This is a genomic window from Gymnodinialimonas phycosphaerae, assembly GCF_019195455.1.
In the GTDB taxonomy this organism is placed as follows: domain Bacteria; phylum Pseudomonadota; class Alphaproteobacteria; order Rhodobacterales; family Rhodobacteraceae; genus Gymnodinialimonas; species Gymnodinialimonas phycosphaerae.
The window spans coordinates 3523514-3539935 of record NZ_JAIMBW010000001.1 but is presented as its reverse complement, the minus strand read 5'-3'; the positions used below and the strand labels follow the sequence as shown (position 1 = coordinate 3539935).

The following is a 16422-nucleotide window of genomic DNA, read 5'->3' as shown; positions in this document are numbered from 1 at the left end:
GAAAAATAACTTGCGCACCACTGTGTACAGGTACACTTGCCAATTCCTTAACGGCCGAAACTTAACTCGCGATAATTTTAGACTGCTGCACGATGACCTCGGCCTGTTTGATCGACGCGATGTCTACCAGACGGCCTTTGTAAACGGTCGCCCCGGCCCCTTCGGCCTTGGCCTTTTCCATGGCGGCCAGAATCTCTTCCGCCTCGGCCACAGCTTCTTCGGAAGGGGTGAAGACTTCATTAGCAACGGCGATTTGCTTGGGGTGGATCGCCCATTTGCCAACCATTCCCAAGGTTGCAGACCGTCGCGCCTGCGCGCGGTAGCCCTCATCATCCGAAAAATCGCCGAACGGCCCGTCAACGGGCAACACCCCATGGGTGCGGCAGGCCGCGACAATCGCCGTCTGGGCCCAATGCCAAGGATCGGACCAGTGCTTTTGGCCCTCATGGAGCATGTAGTAATTCTCTTGCGTGCCGCCGATGCCGGTCGTCTGCATCCCCATCGACGCCGCGAAATCCGCAGCCCCCAAGCTCATCGCCTGCATCCGGGGCGAAGCCGCCGCGATTTCTTCGACATGGGCGATACCCGCGGCAGACTCAATGATCACCTCAAAGCCGACGGGCTTTGTGCGCCCCTTGGCCGTTTCAATCGCCGTGACCAGGGCATCGACCGCGTAGATATCCGCCGCGCACCCCACCTTGGGGATCATGATGATGTCCAGACGCGGGGTGTCGGCCTCCAGCAGTTCCACCACATCGCGATACCAATAGGGCGTGTCGAGGCCGTTGATCCGGACCGAAAGGGTCTTCTTGCCCCAATCCACGTCCTTGATCGCGGCGATGATGTTGGCCCGTGCCGTGGCCTTGTCATCCGGCGCGACGCTGTCTTCCAGATCCAGATTGATCACATCCGCCGCAGAGGCCGCCATCTTCTCGAACAGTTTCGGATTCGAGCCGGGGCCGAACAGCTGGCAGCGGTTTGGGCGTGCAATGGGAGTGGGCTGGATGCGGAAGCTCATGGGGACCTCACGAAAGGAAATTGCGCAATGCGTTGTGTGAGGGGTAATTTATTGCGCCTCAGCGTGCAAGCGCCGCAGTGCAGAAATCAGCGATTCCGCCAGGGGCGATCCTTCGCGCCCTTGCCGCGCCGCCGCGAGGCATATTCCGTGGGGATCAGGATCAACGCGGCAGCCGAGCCGATCACCGCGTCCAAACCCGGAGATCCCAGCGACAGACCGAACAGGGACCGCACGAAGAATAACACCAGCACCGCGCCCCAGGCGATGAATACCGAGGGCAGAATGCCGTTGTGGGTCCAGCCCCATTTCTCGAACAAGAAAGCCACGACGCCCGCGATCATCAGGGATCCGAAGAATGAAAACAGGATCATATGCGTTCTCCAAAGCGCGGGCACAGACCCGGTTTATCCCAATATGGTCCCCGGAGCGATCCTTGCGCCCAGAAGCCAGTCTTTCGTGTCCATCGCGCCCTTGCCCTCGGGCTGGACACGCGTGATTTCAACCGCCCCGTCACCGCAGGCGACGGTCAACCCTTCCAGCACTTCGCCCGCTGCACCGTTGCCGTCGGCCACGCGGCTCTGCAACAGCTTCAAACGTTTGCCGCCCACCATGGTCCAAGCGCCGGGAAACGGCGACAGGCCCAGGATCTGACGATTGATATGGGGGGCGGAAGCGGTCCAATCCACCTTCGCCTCGGATTTATCGATCTTGGTGGCATAGGTGACACCCTCTTCGGGCTGCACCTCTGGCGCAAGATGGTCGAGTTGCGCCAAAGCCTCCACAATCGCCTTGGCGCCGATCGTGGACAGGCGGTCGTGCAACGCGCCAGTCGTCTCTTCCGGGCCAATCGGGGTCTTTTTGCGCAAGAGGACAGGGCCGGTATCCAGCCCGGCCTCCATCTGCATGATGCATACGCCCGTTTCGGCATCGCCCGCCATGATCGCGCGATGGATCGGCGCTGCCCCGCGCCACCGGGGCAGTAGGGACGCGTGGATATTCAGACAACCGCGTGCCGGCGCGTCCAGCACGGCCTGCGGCAGGATCAACCCGTAGGCGACGACAACGGCGACATCGGCCTTCAGCGCGGCGAAATCTGCCTGTGCCTCCGCCCCCTTCAGCGACACCGGATGGCGCACGGCCAGGCCCAAAGCCTCGGCGCGCGCTTGTACAGGGCTGGGGCGGGCCTTCTTGCCGCGTCCCGCCGGGCGCGGGGGCTGAGAATAGACGGCAACGATCTCGTGCCCCGCGTCGTTCAGTGCTTCGAGGACGGGAACAGAGAAATCAGGCGTTCCCATGAAGATCAGGCGCATTGTGTCCTCGGATTTGGGGGCGTTGCGCCCGCTTTAGCAGGTCACGTCCCTCCCCGCCATGGCTCGGGCGCATCCCAAAGGGGCCGCGCTGCCTCTTGGCGCGCATCGAAATCGCTCACCCCGATGTCGCGCAGCAGATGCGCGTCAAGCCGGGACAACGCCCGCCTGCTTCGCCAGACGGCGCGCCAGTGAATGAAGGGCAGGCGAAAACGGCGGCGGGGGCGAACGGTGGCCTGGTCGGTATCAGTCATTGGTGGTCTCCTTTTCCGGCCGACCCTGCCCTGTGACGCGCCTTTGATGCTTTGGTCCGGACCAAAGCGTTCGCCCTTGCCACGCGGCCTGCGAACCCGCAGCCTGCGCCCATGACCCAAGGACCAGACATCACTCGCATTGCCATGCTCATCGGCGATCCGGCCCGCGCCAACATGTTGCTGGCCCTGATGGATGGCCGTGCCCTGACCGCCGGAGAGCTGGCCGAGGTCGGCGGCATCAGCGCCGCAACCGCCTCTGGCCACTTGGCGCAACTGGTCGACGCGGGGCTCCTGTGGCCGCGCAAACAGGGGCGGCACCGCTACTTTGCCTTGGCGGATGCAGACGTGGCCCATGCGTTGGAAACCCTCGATGGCCTTGCGGCCGCCAAAGGCCACATGCGCCACAAACCGGGGCCGAAGGACGCTGCCCTGCGAGAGGCGCGGATTTGTTACGACCATCTGGCGGGGGCGCACGCGGTGAGGATGTTCGATTGCCTCGCCAGCGGCGGCCATCTGACGGTCTACCATGAGGATATCGGCTTGACCGCCCAAGGCGCCACTTTCATCGAGGGTCTTGGCATCGACGTAGACGCCCTGAGCCGCCTTTCGCGGCCCCTGTGTCGCGTGTGCCTGGATTGGTCCGAGCGTCGGTCCCATCTGGCCGGTGCCCTTGGGGCGGCGCTATTGGCGCGCTTTGAGGAATTGCAGTGGCTGCGCCGGTCCCGCGACAGCCGCCATGTGACCTTCACGCCAGACGGCGCGCGCGCCTTTGCGAAGGCCTTTTCCTGAACTTGGCGCCTAGGCCTTGCGGGCCTTCTTGATCAACATCTCCCGCTTCACCTTGCTGAGGTTGTCGAAATACATCTTGCCCGCAAGATGGTCGATCTGATGTTGGACGGAGGTGGCCCAAAGCTCCACAAACTCCTGCCGGACACGCATTCCGTGGTGATCGGTGAACGCCACCACGACCCGCGCGGGGCGGGTGATCTTCGCGCTGACGCCGGGAAGGTTGGGCGAGCCCTCGGGGTAGGTGTTCATGTCATCCGACACGCTGATGACCTCTGGGTCCGCCATGCGGATCGCCTGCCCGCGCGTGTCGCTGGCATCCACTACGGCAAGGCGCAGCATGACGCCGATCTGCGGCGCGGCAAGGCCGACGCCGGGCATCGCGTCCATGGTGTCGATCATGTCCTGCCAGATCGCGCGATGTGCATCTGTGATGGTCCCCACGGTCTCGGTGGCGGTACGAAGGCGCTTGTCGGGCCATGGGATGAACGGCTTAACCGGCATAGAGGGCCTCCAGCTCGGCCCGATCTTCCGGAGACTGGTGATCGAAGATCACCCGGCCATCAAGGTGGTCCAACTCATGCTGAATGCAGCGGGCAAGGTTGCCTTCGAAGGTCTCTGTCTGCGGCCCGTCAGCCCCCTCCCACGCCAGCGTGACGCCCTCCGGGCGCGTGACGCGCATGGGCAGATCGGGAATGGAGAGGCACTGTTCCTCCATGCTCCGCATATCAGCGCTGCGTTGCTGGACCACCGGATTCACGAAGACCCGCGGCGTGCGCACGCCTTCTTTCCACGTCACATCGACCACGAACACGCGCTGCAAGACACCGACCTGCGGCGCTGCCAGACCGCGCCCGTAAGCGGCATACATCGTGTCGAACAGATCCTCGATCAGCTGCGGGTCAACCTTCCCCACCGGCTTGCAAACCTCCGACAACCTCGCGTCGGGCCACAGCAGAACGTCCCTGACGCTCACACCCCGTCCCTTGCCCGGTCGCGCTTCAGCTTCACCATCTTGCGGGTGATCAACTGCCGCTTCAGCCCGCTGAGGTAGTCGATGAACAGCTTGCCCTCCAGGTGGTCGATTTCATGCTGCACGCAGGTCGCCCAAAGCCCGTCGAAGGTCTCTTCCTGCGGGTTGCCGTGCAAATCGATCCACCGCACCGTCACTGCCTCGGGCCGGGTCACATCGGCATAGATATCGGGGATCGACAGACACCCCTCATCATAGGTGTTCATCTCATCCGAGGATACCACGACCTCCGGGTTGAACATGGCCAGGGGGCGCGGCGCGGCGCCCTCCTCCTTCACGCAATCCAGCACGATCAACCGCTGGCCCACGCCGACCTGTGGCGCGGCCAAGCCGATACCGGGCGCTTCGTACATGGTGGTCAGCATATTGTCGGCCAGCATGCGCAACTCATCCGAAAGGTCCGCCACGGGGGCGGCCACCTTCTTCAGGCGTGGGTCGGGATGGATCAGGATCGGTAGTTTCATGGGCGTTCATGTAAGACAAAGCGCCGCCCGAATAAAGGGCACTCCCTCACCCATCTTTGTTCCGTGAAAATGCACCTTGAAGGCATCGACGCGGCCACGCGTATCACCGGCCGACCATTCCAGCCCGAACCCTTGCAGCCCGCCCGCCAAACGTTAGGGTCTCCAGAAACCAAACAGGAGCCCTTCCCATGTCATTCGACGAGATCATCGACCGCCGCGGCACCCATTGCGTGAAATGGGACATGATGGAGGCGCTCTACGGCGTCTCGCCCGAGGATGGTATTTCGATGTGGGTCGCAGACATGGACTTCCGGCCGCCCCAATGCGTCCAAGACGCGGTGGCGGATATGCACGCCCACGGCATTTACGGCTACTTCGGCGACGACAGCGCGTACCGTGCCGCGATCTGCTGGTGGATGCAGGAACGCCACGGCTGGACGGTCGATCCCTCCCACATCTTCTCGACCCATGGCCTGGTGAATGGCACGGCGATGTGCCTTGATGCCTTCACCCGCGAAGGCGACGGCGTGGTCCTGTTCACGCCCGTCTATCACGCTTTCGCCAAGGTCATTAACGCCTCCGGTCGCGACCTGTGCGAACTGGAAATGGACGTCGTCGACGGTCGCCTGACCCTCGATTTCGACAGCTTCGATGCGCAGATGAAAGGGCACGAGAAGATGCTCGTGCTCTGCTCCCCTCACAACCCCGGCGGCCGCGTGTGGACCCGCGACGAACTGCAAGGCATCGCGGATTTCGCGCGTCGCCACGACCTGATCCTTGTCTCCGATGAAATCCACCACGACCTGACCATGCCTGGCCAGACCCATATTCCCATGGCCCATATCGACGGCATTGCCGACCGGCTGGTGATGATGACCGCTGCCACCAAGACCTTCAACATCGCGGGCAGCCACATCGGTAATGTGATCATCGCCGACGATACCCTTCGCGCCACGTTTGCGGGCCGCATGGCCGCGCTTGGCATGTCGCCCAACTCCTTCGGTCTTTTCATGGTGACCGCCGCCTATTCGCCCGACGGGGCAAAATGGCTAGACGAGTTGCGCGCCTACCTGGCTGAAAACGCCCGCATTTTCGATGAGGGGATCAACGCCATTCCCGGCCTGCACTCGATGGCGTTGGAATCCACTTACCTTGCGTGGGTCGATTTCGAAGGCACCGGTATGACCCGCGATGAATTCACCAACCGTGTCACCAAGACCGCCAAGATCGCCGTCAACTACGGGCCGACCTTCGGCAAGGGCGGTGACAGCTTCCTGCGCTTCAACATCGCGGCCCCCCGCACGGTCATCGAGGACGCCGTGGCGCGGATGCAAGCCGCCTTCAGCGACCTGCAGTAAGCCTTTCGCGCAGCAGGTATAGCGCCAGGCTGCCCACCACGATCGCTCCTCCGCCAAGCATCATCGGCGTAGGGGCCTCGCCAATGGCCAGCCACACCCATAGCGGCCCCAGCACCGTCTCCAACAACAACAGCAAGCTGACATTCGCCGCCGCTGTATAGCGTGAGGCAAGCGACAGGCAGAAGAAACTGACCGGCAGAACCACCGCGCCGGTCACTAGAATGGGCCACAGGACCGCGTCACCCAGCATCTGCGCCGGACCAACCAAGACGATGCCCACGGCCCCTGCCCCCAATGCGCCCAAGCCCACTGTCGGCAGGATCGGCATATCCCCGAACCGTCGGATCAGCACGAACGACAGCGCCAGGCACACCGCAACCCCCAACCCGTAGAGCGCGCCCACCAGCGCGCTTGCATCCCACACGCCTTCGCCCTTCCCAAGCACCGCAACTGTGATCCCCGCCAGCACACAGCCAATCGTGACCCAGGTCGCCCGCCCCGTGGCCTCCCCCATCAACGCCCACGAGAACAGGGCCGCAAAGACCGGCACCGTTGCCACCCCCAGCAACACCATCGTCACCGGCGCGCCGACGATCCCGAAGGTAAAGAGCGTTCCATTCACCCCTTGGCAGACCGCAATTGCCAAACCTCCGCCCGAGAATACCAGCGCCAGGTCCCTGCGCCAATGGCCCACGCGGCTCACGGCCCAGGCCGCGATCAGCACCACCCCCATGATGGAGGAGCGCCAGCCCAACATCTGCACACCGTCCATGCCAGAGAGCCGCATCAACATCGCGTCCGGCGTCAGCACAACTGCGCCAAGCGTCGCGAGAAGCAGGCCCGGCCCGAGGGCCGCGAGGCCACCGTTGCCGCGCGTGAAGCGCGACCCGCTCATCCCAACCCCTCGATCAACGCCGGCTCATGGCCAAGGCCGAGGATCCACCCCTCTTCCCGGTCGCCTTCGCGCAGCATCGCCTCCAGATGATCCGGCGCAAGCGAGGCAAAGGCCTTCGCCACCAACCGCACCTGCGCGGCGTCCAAAATCTCCACACCCCGAACCCGCGCCTTTACGCTCGCGTCAATCAGACCGGGATAAATCTCAGCCAAGACAATCGGTGTGTCGCTGGCCTCGAACGGCGAAACTGACAGGTCCGTGCCATACCGCTTTCGCAGCCCTTGCACATGGGGCAAGCCCAGAAGGCTCTGCGACCCGACCGAGCCATTGCCCAAAAGCTGAAACGTCGTCTTCGCGCGCGGCAATTTCTGCTCGATCACCCGCCGTTCCATGAATGGGAACGGGTCATAGACCGGCTTGCGAAACAGCAACTGCTTCGTGGCGCGCTTTGCCGAGCAGCCCCAGAACGGACCCGGCGCGGCGAAGCCCGCGTTCATCGCCTCTGCCACGTCAAATCGATTGTTCCGGTTGCGGTCGTCATCTTCGATCCGTGAAGCGAGCCACTCCCAAAGCACCAACGGATCGCCCGAGCCCGCCACGGCCCTCGCAAACCCTTTCGGATACCCAAACGGAAAGTCAAAACCCACCAGCACCCGCCGCCCGGCGCGCCGCTCGCCATCAAGCAGCCCCGTCAGGAACCGCATCGCCGCCACGCGCGTCCGCTGGTAACTCGTCGCAAGGTACGTATCCCGCGCCATCCCCACGAAAATCGCATCCTTCGTGCGCCTGGCAGGCGACGGCGCGGAACGGGCCGACCAATCCACGATCACGATGGTATCAAAGCCGCTCACAACCGCGCCTCGGCCATGGCCAGATCTTCGGCGGTGTTCACGTTGAAAAACGCGCCCGCGTCCTCGAACATCACGGGCGTCACGCCAACGCCGTCAGCCCAATCCGTCACCTTCCGCGTGCCCGCCGCCAGGGCGTTGCGCAAATCATCGGCAAGGCTCACGTCCCACAATGCCGTGGTCCCGTGCAGCCCGTCTTCGGTCTGCGCCGCTACGATCCGCCCCGGTACATCCAACCGCGCCGCCAGGTCCAGCGGCAGAAACGGCGTGTCCACCGCCACCGTCAGCACCCGCGCCGCGCCCAGGCCCTGCGCCCAGACCATCGCTGCCAGGATACCACCCAACGGCCCTTGCCCGGGCACCTCGTCAGGGACCACGGGCAATCCTTCGAACGCCTCGTCCGCGTTCACCGCGACGCCATGCACCTGCGGCGACACCCGGTCCAACACATGCCGCCAAAGCGGCACGCCCCCCAACAGGACCCTAGCCTTGTCGCCGCCAATGCGGCGCCCCTGCCCGCCGGCCAGGATCACCGCCGGAAAATCGTGTTCCGCCAATTGCATCCTCCCCTGCGCGAGTCTACCGATGTGCCATTCCGCACGGATACTGACGCACCATGACACCCGATACCACCACAAGAACCGCCTTTTGGCGCGGCGCTCGCGATTGCGGGCCATTCCTTTTCGTGGCGGGCCCATTCGGCATGCTCTTCGGCGTCGTCGGGACGGAGGCCGGGCTTAACATCGCCGAGGTCATGGGCTTCTCTGTTGTCATCATCGCGGGCGCGTCCCAATTCGCCGCGCTGCAACTGATGTCCGAACAGGCGCCGACCGTGATTGTCCTTCTGTCGGCCATCGCGGTGAACCTTCGGATGGCCATGTATTCCGCCTCTCTCGCGCCCCACGTGGGGGGGGCGCCGCTGTGGCAGCGGGCGCTGATCGGCTACATGAATGTCGATCAGACCTACGCCGTGTCGGTCCTGAAGTACGAAGCCACCCCCCAGATGACCCTGTCCGAGAGGGTCGCCTATTTCTTCGGCACCTGCTTGCCCATCGTGCCGATCTGGTACGCCGCCACCCTTGTGGGTGCGCTGCTTGGCCAATCCATCCCGACCGAGTGGGGGCTGGAGTTCGCCGTCCCCGTGACCTTCATCGCCATGATTGCCCCCGCTTTGCGCACGCCCGCCCATATCGCGGCGGCGGGGGCCTCGATCATCCTGGCGCTTGCCTTCGCGGGCCTGCCTTACAACCTTGGCCTGATGCCCGCAGGCATCGGCGCGATGATCGTAGGAGCAGAGGTTGAGCGGCGCATGGGTCGAAGCTTCACGCAACCGCCGGGGGCGCCCAAATGACCGGTTGGAGCGCCGGAGAGATCTGGTTCATCATCGCCGCTCTCGGACTTGCGACCTACGTGATCCGGTTCTCGTTCCTCGGCCTGATCGGGGACCGGGCGCTTCCTGAATGGCTGCTGCGCCACCTGCGCTATACACCCGTTGCGATCCTGCCCGCCTTGGTGACGCCTTTGGTCGTCTGGCCCGCCACGGCAGACGGTGCGCTGAGCCCGCCACACCTCGCAGGTGCGGTTGCTGCCATGGGCATCGGCTATTGGCGCAAAAGCCCGATTTGGGCGGTCGTGGCGGGCATGGGCGCGTTCCTGGTGGTGCGGGCAGTCATGTAGACCGAGCCTTGGCCCGGTTTACGGGTGACGCGCTACACCGGAAGCGCCGTCGTCTTGAACACCGTCTTCAGTGCGAAACTTGACTGCATCTGCGCCACGCCGGGCAACCTCGCCAGATGCTGGCGATGGATCCTTGCAAAATCTTCGCTGTCCCGCGCCACCACCTTCAACAGGTAATCCGCCGAGCCTGCCATCAGGTGGCATTCCAACACATCTTCCACCCGTGAAACGGCCTTCTCGAAGGCATCGAACGTCTCATCCGATTGGCCTTGCAGCTTGATCTCGACGAACACCGTGGTCACGCGCCCCACGGCGCGAGGGTTCAGCAGGGCCACGTAATCGCGGATCACGCCCGAGGCCTCCAGCCGCTGCACCCGCCTGTGGCAGGCGGAGGGCGACAGGTTTACCCGCTCGGACAATTCCGCGTGGGTCATCCGCCCCTGCCGTTGCAGCGCCCGCAGGATGGCAACGTCCATTGCGTCCAGATCGACTTCCTTGATGATTTCTCTCGCCATACCCGCCCTTTGCACAAAGATATTGCAAAGGACTGCCCCAAGTCGGGCAAACTTTCAAAGCAATTCGACCCCGACAGGCGTATTCCCGATCCAAACGACACACGTTCTGGGAGGAACCACCATGCATATCGGCTGTCCGACAGAGATCAAACCGCAAGAGTTCCGCGTTGGCATTACCCCCGCCGCCGCGCGCGAGGCCGTGACCCACGGCCACCGTGTCACACTGCAATCGGGTGCCGGCATCGGCGCGGGCTTCACGGATGAGGATTACCTCGCTGCGGGCGCCGACATTGCTGCTGACGCCGCCGAGATATTCGCAAGCGCCGACATGATCGTGAAGGTCAAGGAACCTCAGGCCGTTGAGCGCGCCATGCTGCGTGAGGGGCAGATCCTGTTCACCTACCTGCACCTTGCCCCCGACCGCCCGCAAACCGACGACCTGCTCAAAAGCGGCGTCACCGCCATCGCCTATGAGACCGTGACGGACCGCACCGGTGGCCTACCGCTGCTGGCCCCGATGTCCGAGGTCGCCGGTCGCCTCGCGCCACAGGTCGGATCTTGGGCGCTGCAAAAGGCCAATGGCGGGCGCGGTGTCCTGATGGGCGGCGTTCCGGGCGTTGGCCCGGCCGAGGTGCTGGTGATCGGCGGCGGTGTCGTCGGCACCCAGGCCGCCCGTGTCGCCGCCGGTATGGGCGCGGATGTCACCATCCTCGACCGTTCCCTGACCCGCCTGCGCTACCTCGATGATGCCTACCGGGGCGCGTTCAAGACCCGCTACGCCAGTGCCGACGCAACCGCGCAACTGATCCAGACGGCCGATATGGTCATCGGCGCCGTGCTGATCCCCGGCGCCGCCGCGCCCAAACTGGTGACCAAGGCGCAGCTTTCGACCATGAAGCAGGGCGCGGTCATCGTCGATGTCGCCATTGACCAGGGCGGCTGCTTCGAGACATCCAAGGCCACCACCCACCAGGACCCGATCTACGAGGTCGACGGCATCGTCCACTACTGCGTCGCCAACATGCCCGGCGCGGTCGCCCGCACGTCCACCTTGGCCCTCGGCAACGCCACGATGCCCTTCATGCTGGCGCTGGCCGACAAGGGCTGGAAACAGGCCTGCGCCGACGATCCCCACCTGCTGGAAGGCCTCAACACCCACGCGGGCAAGCTGACCAACTACGCCGTCGGTGTGGCCTTGGGGATGGATGTCATCTCTCCGGCGCTGGTTATCAAGAACTAGGGCAACGGAAAGGGCGCGGCGGCGCGTGGTACCCGAGCAAGTGATTTAGACCCACCCGGAGTTCCCGTAATGTCGCGCCTTTCCCCCTATTGGCTCTGGGCCGTTCTGGCCCTGCTTCCCGCCCTGTTCACCTACGAGGCGCTGACCTCCACCGATCCACGGGCCATCCACGGATTGCTCCACCCCACGGGCGAATTCTCGGCCCGGCTGTTGATCATCACGATGATGATCTCGCCCCTCGCGCTGATTCTCAAAGGCAGCCGCTTCGTGGCATGGCTCAAGCGCAACCGCCGTTACTTCGGCTTCGCCGCCTTCGGCTATGCGCTGCTGCACACCATTTTCTACCTCATCGACGAAGGCAGCCTGACTGCCGTCACCAATGACCTGCCAAAGCTTTATATCTGGACCGGCTGGATCGCCTTCGCGATCTTCATCCCGCTGGCGCTGACCTCCATGGATGCTGCCGTGCGCTTCCTCGGCACCCATTGGAAAACCCTGCAACGCACCACCTACGTGGCCGCCATGTTCGTGCTTGTTCATTGGGCGTCGCTGCATGATTGGGGCGGGACCGGCGTGGCGCTTGTCCACTTCGCCCCCCTTGCTTTGCTGGAGGCCTACCGGGGGTGGTACTGGATCAACAAGGCCGCGACCCGGCGGGTAGCCTCGGCCTGAGGCGCCACGAAAAAGGCCCGCGCTGTGGCGGGCCTTTTCCATCTTTCATGCCGTCGTCGCCGCTGCGATCTTGCAGCCTTGGCTTATCCGCGCGCCTTCAGGCTGTCGCGGATTTCCAGCAGAACGTCCAACTCGCTCGGGCCGGTCTCGACCTCGGGGGCCACTTCCTCGGGCTTTTCGGCGGCGGACTTCACGCGGTTCACCATCTTCACAAGCATGAACACCACGAAGGCGATGATCAGGAAGTTGATGATCGCCATCAGGAAGTTGCCGACGGCAAAGACAGAGATCCCAGCCTCCGTACAGGCCGCGACCGAGGCGCATTCGCCGTCGCCCAAGACGTAGAACCACCCCGAAAAATCCATCCCGCCGGTAAACAGCGCAATGATCGGGTTGATCAGATCGCCTACCAAAGAGGTGACAATCGCCGTGAAGGCTGCGCCGATAATGATACCAACAGCCATGTCCATTACATTGCCCTTGGCAATAAAGTCCTTGAATTCGTTAATCATTTGGTTGTCCCAACCTATCCAGATCCTGTTCGCTCGGGATGTCATTTCGTGCGCATGCGCACAGTGCTCCCTCTCGCACCTCCACACTTGCCGGGGTAGCGCTAACAAACAAGGGGACATAATTGCTGGTGTGATCAATTCTGGAGGGGACACCCCATGACCGCCATCACCGACCATCCCATCAACACCCGCTGGCCTGCTGCTGATCCGACCGTGCTTCAGCTCTACTCTTTCCCCACGCCCAACGGAGTGAAGGTCTCTATCGCGCTGGAGGAAATGGGCCTGCCCTACGAGGCGCATACCGTCACGCTGTCGGACGCCGACGTGAAAAGCGACGCCTTCCTGGCCCTGAACCCCAACAACAAGATCCCCGCCATCATCGACCCCAACGGGCCGGATGGTGAGCCGCTGGAGCTGTGGGAATCCGGCGCCGTCCTGATTTACCTGGCCGAGAAGACCGGCAAACTGATCGGCACGACGCCCGCACAGAAGTACGAAATCATCAAATGGGTGATGTTCCAGATGGGCGGTGTGGGCCCGATGTTCGGGCAACTCGGCTTCTTCTCCAAATTCGCCGGGTCCGAGATCGAAGACCCGCGCCCGAAACAGCGCTACGTCAACGAGGCCAAGCGCCTGCTTGCCGTGTTGGAAAAGCAGTTGGCCGACCGTGATTGGGTTGCGGGCGACTACTCCATCGCGGACATCGCAATTGCCCCATGGCTTGCGGCGCTGGATTTCTATGGCGTGAAAGAAACTGTCGGCTGGGACGAACTGACGAACGTGCCCGCCTACCTCGACCGCTTTCTTGCGCGCGAGGCCGTCAAGGTCGGACGTGTCACGCCCCCGCGCGAGGGGTAAGGATCAAGGGGGCGGGCGCACGTGCCCCATAATAGGGCGGGGTTCAGCCCGCCGCCCCCTATCTTCACCAGTTACGTCGGCAACTTGCCTGTCAGCACATAGCGCAAGATCTGCACGACTTGCTCAGGCTCTTCCGCCGCCGCCAGCGCCGCGCCGTGGATCTCTTTCAGCGCGTGTTGATGCTCGGGCATCGACAGAACGATCAGCGGTTTGCCAAGGGCCGCCGCCATGCCCGCGTCAAATGCCGCGTTCCACTGTTTGTATTTCTCACCGAAGCGCACGACGACAATGTCCGCGTTTTCAAGGCCGTGCCGGGTTCGGATCGCGTTGACCTTGGCCCCCTTGTGATCGTGCCAAAACTTGTTTGGCTCCTCGCCCAATATCGCCACACCGCAGTCATCGCTGGCCGCGTGGTCCGTAACAGGACTGCTGAACGTCACGTCCAGATCTTTAGAGCCGTCTATGATCCGCTCGCGCCAATCGGTGTGAATCTCGCCTGATAGATAGACTTTCATCGGGTATTTCTCCTTTATCCGCGCAACGTACCGCCCGTGGCTTTGCTGACCTTCTCAACGATCTTCGCGGCCACGGCCTCGATCTCTTCCTCGGTCAGGGTCTTGTCGCGGGGCTGCATGCGGACCGCGATGGCGATGGACTTGTTGCCCTCCCCCAGCGACCCGCCGATGAATTCGTCAAAGACGCTCACGTCAGCAATCAGTGCCTTGTCGGCGCCAGCGGCAGCATTCACCAGATCCAACGCGGCCACATCCGTGGGCACGACGAAGGCGAAATCACGCTCCACCGCTTGCAGGTCCAACATCGTCACGGCCCCGCGCGTGGCGGACGTGCTGCGCGGCATCGGCACCTCTTCGGGGAAGATCGTGAAGGCCATTGCAGGGCCCTTCACATCCATCGCCGACAGGATCTTGGGGTGAATTTCGCCAAAGATCCCAAGCACTTTCTTGGGCCCAAGGCAGATCATCCCGTGCCGCCCCGGGTGCCATTGGTCGCCCGCCCCGCGCAGGATCTGCGCCTTGGCCGGTGCGCCAATGGCGGCCAGAACGGCCTCCGCATCGGCTTTCACATCATAGACATCCACCGCACGACGTGCGCCATGGGGATCGCGGGGACCGGTGTGGCCCACCAGAATGCCCGAGGCCTGCAAATGCTGCTCCCCCGGTTCACCACCATGGAAGCCTGCGCCAACTTCGAACAGCGCCATATCCACCATCCCACGCGCCTGGTTGCGCGCCGCGGCCTGCAGCAGCCCCGGCAGAACCGAGGGGCGCATGTGCGACATCTCGGAGCTGATCGGGTTTTCCAGCATCACGTCATCGGTGCCGCCGCCGAACAGCTCTGCACTGGCCTTGTCGATGAAGCTATAGGTCACGCATTCATTGTACCCCAGCGCCGCAATTGTGCGCCGGGCACTGCGTTCGCGCAGCTGCATCGGCGTCAGCACGGGCGCGGGAACGCCGGGTTCGCGCGGCAAGGGCTGCGGCTCCAACTGGGACAGGGACGTGACGCGAGCGACTTCTTCTACAAGATCGGCCTCCCCCTGGATATCGCGACGCCAGCTTGGCACCCAAACCTCCAGCGTATCGGTGCCGGTGGCGCTGAACCCCAAAGCCGTCAGGATGCGCGCCTGCTCTTCGCGGGACACGTTCATTCCGACCAAGGAGTTCACCCGGTCTGGCCGCATCGTGTAGCTGCGTGCGGTGTCCAGCGGCTTGCCCGCTTCCACAACCTCAGACGCCTCTCCACCGCACAAATCCAGCACCATCTGCGTCGCCGCGTGCAGGCCGGGCAGCGTATACTCCGGGTCCACGCCCCGCTCGAACCGATAGCGCGCGTCCGAGTTGATTTTCAGCGCACGGCCCGCATAGGCAATCGCGATGGTGTCCCACCAGGCGGACTCGAGGAAGACGTTCACCGTCTCCTCGGTGCAGCCGGTGTCCAGCCCGCCCATGATCCCCGCAATGCTCTCTGGGCCATTGTCGTCGCTGATCACCATGTGACCGGCAGGCAGGGTGTATTCCTTGTCATCCAGCGCGGTCAGCGTCTCACCGCCCGCCGCTTTATGCACCCGCAGATTACCCGCCACCTTGTCCGCGTCGAACACGTGCAGGGGACGGTTCTGGTCGTAGGTGAAGTAGTTGGTGATATCGACAAGCGCAGAAATCGGCCGCAGCCCAATGGCGCGCAGGCGGTCCTGCAACCACTGCGGAGAGGGGCCGTTCTTGACACCGCGAATAAGCCGCCCGGTGAAATGCGGGGCGGTGTCCAGCGTATCGGCGTCGATGGTGACGTTGATCGGGCTTTTGAACGTGCCTTTGATCTCGGCGGGCTCATGGGCCTTCAACGTCCCCAGCCCCTTCGCCGCCAAGTCACGCGCAATCCCGTGAATGCCAAGCGCGTCCTGCCGGTTCGGCGTGATCGCAATCTCGATCACCGGGTCCACCTTGGCGGGGTCGTTCTTGGCCAGCCAATCGACGAAGGTCTGCCCGACCTCGGCATTGTCCAGCTCGATGATGCCGTCGTGTTCCTCGGACAGTTCCAATTCCCGCTCGGAGGCCATCATCCCGAAACTCTCGATCCCGCGGATCTTGCCGACGCCGATGGTGATGTCGAGGCCGGGGATATAATCGCCGGGTTTCGCCAGCACCACGTGGATGCCCGCCCGCGCATTGGGCGCACCGCAGATGATCTGTTGCACGCCGTCGTTGGTTTCCACCTGACACACGCGCAGACGGTCTGCCTCCGGATGCTTCTCGGCGGATTGGACGTGGGCAATGGTGAAATTGGCCAACGCCGCCGCGCGGTCCTCCACGCCTTCCACTTCCAGCCCGAGGTCCGTGAGGGCATCGGTGATGGCTTGGACAGAGGCGTCCGTGTCGAGGTGATCTTTCAGCCAGGAGAGGGTGAATTTCATTTTCGGGGCTCCGCGCGTTTATTCACGGGTGTTCTACCCGTTCACGCTACGAA

At 63.6% G+C, this 16422-nt stretch carries 21 protein-coding genes; 7 read left to right on the top strand and 14 right to left on the bottom strand.

The genetic code is table 11. The features are described from left to right. Window positions 1-61: 61 nt before the first annotated feature. The 4 genes from KUL25_RS17575 to KUL25_RS17560 all read right to left on the bottom strand — a co-directional run bounded on the left by KUL25_RS17575 (window position 62) and on the right by KUL25_RS17560 (window position 2579). Entirely contained in the window at window positions 62-1018 is a 957-nt protein-coding gene (locus KUL25_RS17575) for an L-malyl-CoA/beta-methylmalyl-CoA lyase (RefSeq protein ID WP_257894106.1), read from the bottom strand. Between the two features lie 86 nt (window positions 1019-1104). Further along, a complete protein-coding gene (locus KUL25_RS17570; protein ID WP_257894105.1) occupies window positions 1105-1389 on the bottom strand; it encodes a hypothetical protein in 285 nt (94 codons plus the stop codon). 33 nt (window positions 1390-1422) lie between these two features. Continuing rightward, a complete protein-coding gene (fmt, locus tag KUL25_RS17565; RefSeq protein ID WP_257894104.1) occupies window positions 1423-2328 on the bottom strand; it encodes a methionyl-tRNA formyltransferase in 906 nt (301 codons plus the stop codon). Between the two features lie 41 nt (window positions 2329-2369). Next, window positions 2370-2579, bottom strand: a complete 210-nt coding sequence (locus KUL25_RS17560) for a DUF1127 domain-containing protein (protein ID WP_257894103.1) — start codon at window positions 2577-2579, stop codon at window positions 2370-2372. A gap of 111 nt (window positions 2580-2690) precedes the next feature. Between KUL25_RS17560 and KUL25_RS17555 the strand changes: the two genes are divergently transcribed. Next, window positions 2691-3368, top strand: a complete 678-nt coding sequence (locus KUL25_RS17555; RefSeq protein ID WP_257894102.1) for an ArsR/SmtB family transcription factor — start codon at window positions 2691-2693, stop codon at window positions 3366-3368. Between the two features lie 9 nt (window positions 3369-3377). Here the strand turns inward: KUL25_RS17555 and def (KUL25_RS17550) are convergent, their stop codons facing one another. From def (KUL25_RS17550) to def (KUL25_RS17540), 3 genes are read right to left on the bottom strand one after another with little or no spacing between them, the layout of a single operon-like run. Beyond that, on the bottom strand, window positions 3378-3869 hold the full coding sequence (gene def, locus KUL25_RS17550) for a peptide deformylase (RefSeq protein WP_257894101.1): 492 nt from the start codon (window positions 3867-3869) through the stop codon (window positions 3378-3380). Next, window positions 3859-4341: a peptide deformylase gene (gene def / locus KUL25_RS17545; RefSeq protein WP_257894100.1), complete on the bottom strand. Its 483-nt coding sequence runs from the start codon at window positions 4339-4341 to the stop codon at window positions 3859-3861. Before def (KUL25_RS17545) ends, def (KUL25_RS17550) begins: the two co-directional genes overlap by 11 nt. Then, window positions 4338-4862, bottom strand: coding sequence for a peptide deformylase (gene def / locus KUL25_RS17540; RefSeq protein ID WP_257894099.1), 525 nt, complete (start codon window positions 4860-4862; stop codon window positions 4338-4340). Before def (KUL25_RS17540) ends, def (KUL25_RS17545) begins: the two co-directional genes overlap by 4 nt. A gap of 188 nt (window positions 4863-5050) precedes the next feature. On the opposite strand from def (KUL25_RS17540), the gene KUL25_RS17535 reads away from it, so the two are divergent. Then, window positions 5051-6220, top strand: a complete 1170-nt coding sequence (locus KUL25_RS17535) for a MalY/PatB family protein (RefSeq protein WP_257894098.1) — start codon at window positions 5051-5053, stop codon at window positions 6218-6220. Here KUL25_RS17535 and KUL25_RS17530 read toward each other — a convergent pair. The 3 genes from KUL25_RS17530 to mobA are packed head-to-tail and all read right to left on the bottom strand — an operon-like array spanning window position 6204 to window position 8520. Next, the gene (locus KUL25_RS17530) at window positions 6204-7115 is read right to left on the bottom strand and encodes a DMT family transporter (RefSeq protein ID WP_257894097.1); all 912 of its coding nucleotides are present in this window, start codon (window positions 7113-7115) and stop codon (window positions 6204-6206) included. The genes KUL25_RS17535 and KUL25_RS17530 overlap by 17 nt on opposite strands. Then, a complete protein-coding gene (locus KUL25_RS17525) occupies window positions 7112-7966 on the bottom strand; it encodes a hypothetical protein (RefSeq protein WP_257894096.1) in 855 nt (284 codons plus the stop codon). Before KUL25_RS17525 ends, KUL25_RS17530 begins: the two co-directional genes overlap by 4 nt. After that, entirely contained in the window at window positions 7963-8520 is a 558-nt protein-coding gene (gene mobA / locus KUL25_RS17520; protein ID WP_257894095.1) for a molybdenum cofactor guanylyltransferase MobA, read from the bottom strand. The genes KUL25_RS17525 and mobA overlap by 4 nt, the downstream gene beginning before the upstream one ends. A gap of 59 nt (window positions 8521-8579) precedes the next feature. On the opposite strand from mobA, the gene KUL25_RS17515 reads away from it, so the two are divergent. Continuing rightward, a complete protein-coding gene (locus KUL25_RS17515) occupies window positions 8580-9314 on the top strand; it encodes an AzlC family ABC transporter permease (RefSeq protein ID WP_257894094.1) in 735 nt (244 codons plus the stop codon). Beyond that, window positions 9311-9640, top strand: coding sequence for an AzlD domain-containing protein (locus KUL25_RS17510; protein WP_257894093.1), 330 nt, complete (start codon window positions 9311-9313; stop codon window positions 9638-9640). The genes KUL25_RS17515 and KUL25_RS17510 overlap by 4 nt, the downstream gene beginning before the upstream one ends. 32 nt (window positions 9641-9672) lie before the next feature. Here the strand turns inward: KUL25_RS17510 and KUL25_RS17505 are convergent, their stop codons facing one another. Next, on the bottom strand, window positions 9673-10155 hold the full coding sequence (locus KUL25_RS17505; protein ID WP_068357190.1) for an Lrp/AsnC family transcriptional regulator: 483 nt from the start codon (window positions 10153-10155) through the stop codon (window positions 9673-9675). 121 nt (window positions 10156-10276) lie between these two features. Here KUL25_RS17505 and ald point away from each other — a divergent pair, with 121 nt between their 5' ends. Both ald and KUL25_RS17495 read left to right on the top strand, forming a co-directional pair. Continuing rightward, window positions 10277-11395 (top strand): alanine dehydrogenase, encoded by a 1119-nt coding sequence (ald, locus tag KUL25_RS17500; RefSeq protein ID WP_257894092.1) that lies wholly within the window; start codon window positions 10277-10279, stop codon window positions 11393-11395. 69 nt (window positions 11396-11464) lie between these two features. Continuing rightward, a complete protein-coding gene (locus KUL25_RS17495) occupies window positions 11465-12067 on the top strand; it encodes a protein-methionine-sulfoxide reductase heme-binding subunit MsrQ (RefSeq protein WP_257894091.1) in 603 nt (200 codons plus the stop codon). 83 nt (window positions 12068-12150) lie between these two features. Here KUL25_RS17495 and mscL read toward each other — a convergent pair whose 3' ends face one another. Next, window positions 12151-12579 (bottom strand): large conductance mechanosensitive channel protein MscL, encoded by a 429-nt coding sequence (gene mscL / locus KUL25_RS17490; protein ID WP_068357204.1) that lies wholly within the window; start codon window positions 12577-12579, stop codon window positions 12151-12153. A gap of 156 nt (window positions 12580-12735) precedes the next feature. Between mscL and KUL25_RS17485 the strand changes: the two genes are divergently transcribed. Then, window positions 12736-13437 carry a glutathione S-transferase family protein gene (locus KUL25_RS17485; RefSeq protein WP_257894090.1) on the top strand — a complete coding sequence of 234 codons (702 nt, stop codon included), beginning with the start codon at window positions 12736-12738 and terminating at the stop codon, window positions 13435-13437. A gap of 71 nt (window positions 13438-13508) precedes the next feature. On the opposite strand, the gene KUL25_RS17480 is transcribed toward KUL25_RS17485, so the two are convergent. Further along, on the bottom strand, window positions 13509-13952 hold the full coding sequence (locus KUL25_RS17480; RefSeq protein WP_068357209.1) for a YtoQ family protein: 444 nt from the start codon (window positions 13950-13952) through the stop codon (window positions 13509-13511). 14 nt (window positions 13953-13966) lie between these two features. Then, window positions 13967-16369, bottom strand: a complete 2403-nt coding sequence (gene pheT, locus KUL25_RS17475) for a phenylalanine--tRNA ligase subunit beta (RefSeq protein WP_257894089.1) — start codon at window positions 16367-16369, stop codon at window positions 13967-13969. Window positions 16370-16422: the final 53 nt, after the last annotated feature.

Bases quoted from the DNA above. Each gene is read 5' to 3' on its own strand.
- KUL25_RS17530 (WP_257894097.1), bottom strand. From the start codon at position 7,115: ATGAGCGGGTCGCGCTTCACGCGCGGCAACGGTGGCCTCGCGGCCCTC.
- pheT (WP_257894089.1), bottom strand. From the start codon at position 16,369: ATGAAATTCACCCTCTCCTGGCTGAAAGATCACCTCGACACGGACGCC.
- def (WP_257894101.1), bottom strand. From the start codon at position 3,869: ATGCCGGTTAAGCCGTTCATCCCATGGCCCGACAAGCGCCTTCGTACC.
- mscL (WP_068357204.1), bottom strand. From the start codon at position 12,579: ATGATTAACGAATTCAAGGACTTTATTGCCAAGGGCAATGTAATGGAC.
- KUL25_RS17555 (WP_257894102.1), top strand. From the start codon at position 2,691: ATGACCCAAGGACCAGACATCACTCGCATTGCCATGCTCATCGGCGAT.
- KUL25_RS17515 (WP_257894094.1), top strand. From the start codon at position 8,580: ATGACACCCGATACCACCACAAGAACCGCCTTTTGGCGCGGCGCTCGC.
- KUL25_RS17570 (WP_257894105.1), bottom strand. From the start codon at position 1,389: ATGATCCTGTTTTCATTCTTCGGATCCCTGATGATCGCGGGCGTCGTG.
- KUL25_RS17575 (WP_257894106.1), bottom strand. From the start codon at position 1,018: ATGAGCTTCCGCATCCAGCCCACTCCCATTGCACGCCCAAACCGCTGC.
- KUL25_RS17560 (WP_257894103.1), bottom strand. From the start codon at position 2,579: ATGACTGATACCGACCAGGCCACCGTTCGCCCCCGCCGCCGTTTTCGC.
- KUL25_RS17535 (WP_257894098.1), top strand. From the start codon at position 5,051: ATGTCATTCGACGAGATCATCGACCGCCGCGGCACCCATTGCGTGAAA.
- KUL25_RS17480 (WP_068357209.1), bottom strand. From the start codon at position 13,952: ATGAAAGTCTATCTATCAGGCGAGATTCACACCGATTGGCGCGAGCGG.
- fmt (WP_257894104.1), bottom strand. From the start codon at position 2,328: ATGCGCCTGATCTTCATGGGAACGCCTGATTTCTCTGTTCCCGTCCTC.
- KUL25_RS17485 (WP_257894090.1), top strand. From the start codon at position 12,736: ATGACCGCCATCACCGACCATCCCATCAACACCCGCTGGCCTGCTGCT.
- KUL25_RS17495 (WP_257894091.1), top strand. From the start codon at position 11,465: ATGTCGCGCCTTTCCCCCTATTGGCTCTGGGCCGTTCTGGCCCTGCTT.
- KUL25_RS17505 (WP_068357190.1), bottom strand. From the start codon at position 10,155: ATGGCGAGAGAAATCATCAAGGAAGTCGATCTGGACGCAATGGACGTT.
- def (WP_257894099.1), bottom strand. From the start codon at position 4,862: ATGAAACTACCGATCCTGATCCATCCCGACCCACGCCTGAAGAAGGTG.
- KUL25_RS17510 (WP_257894093.1), top strand. From the start codon at position 9,311: ATGACCGGTTGGAGCGCCGGAGAGATCTGGTTCATCATCGCCGCTCTC.
- ald (WP_257894092.1), top strand. From the start codon at position 10,277: ATGCATATCGGCTGTCCGACAGAGATCAAACCGCAAGAGTTCCGCGTT.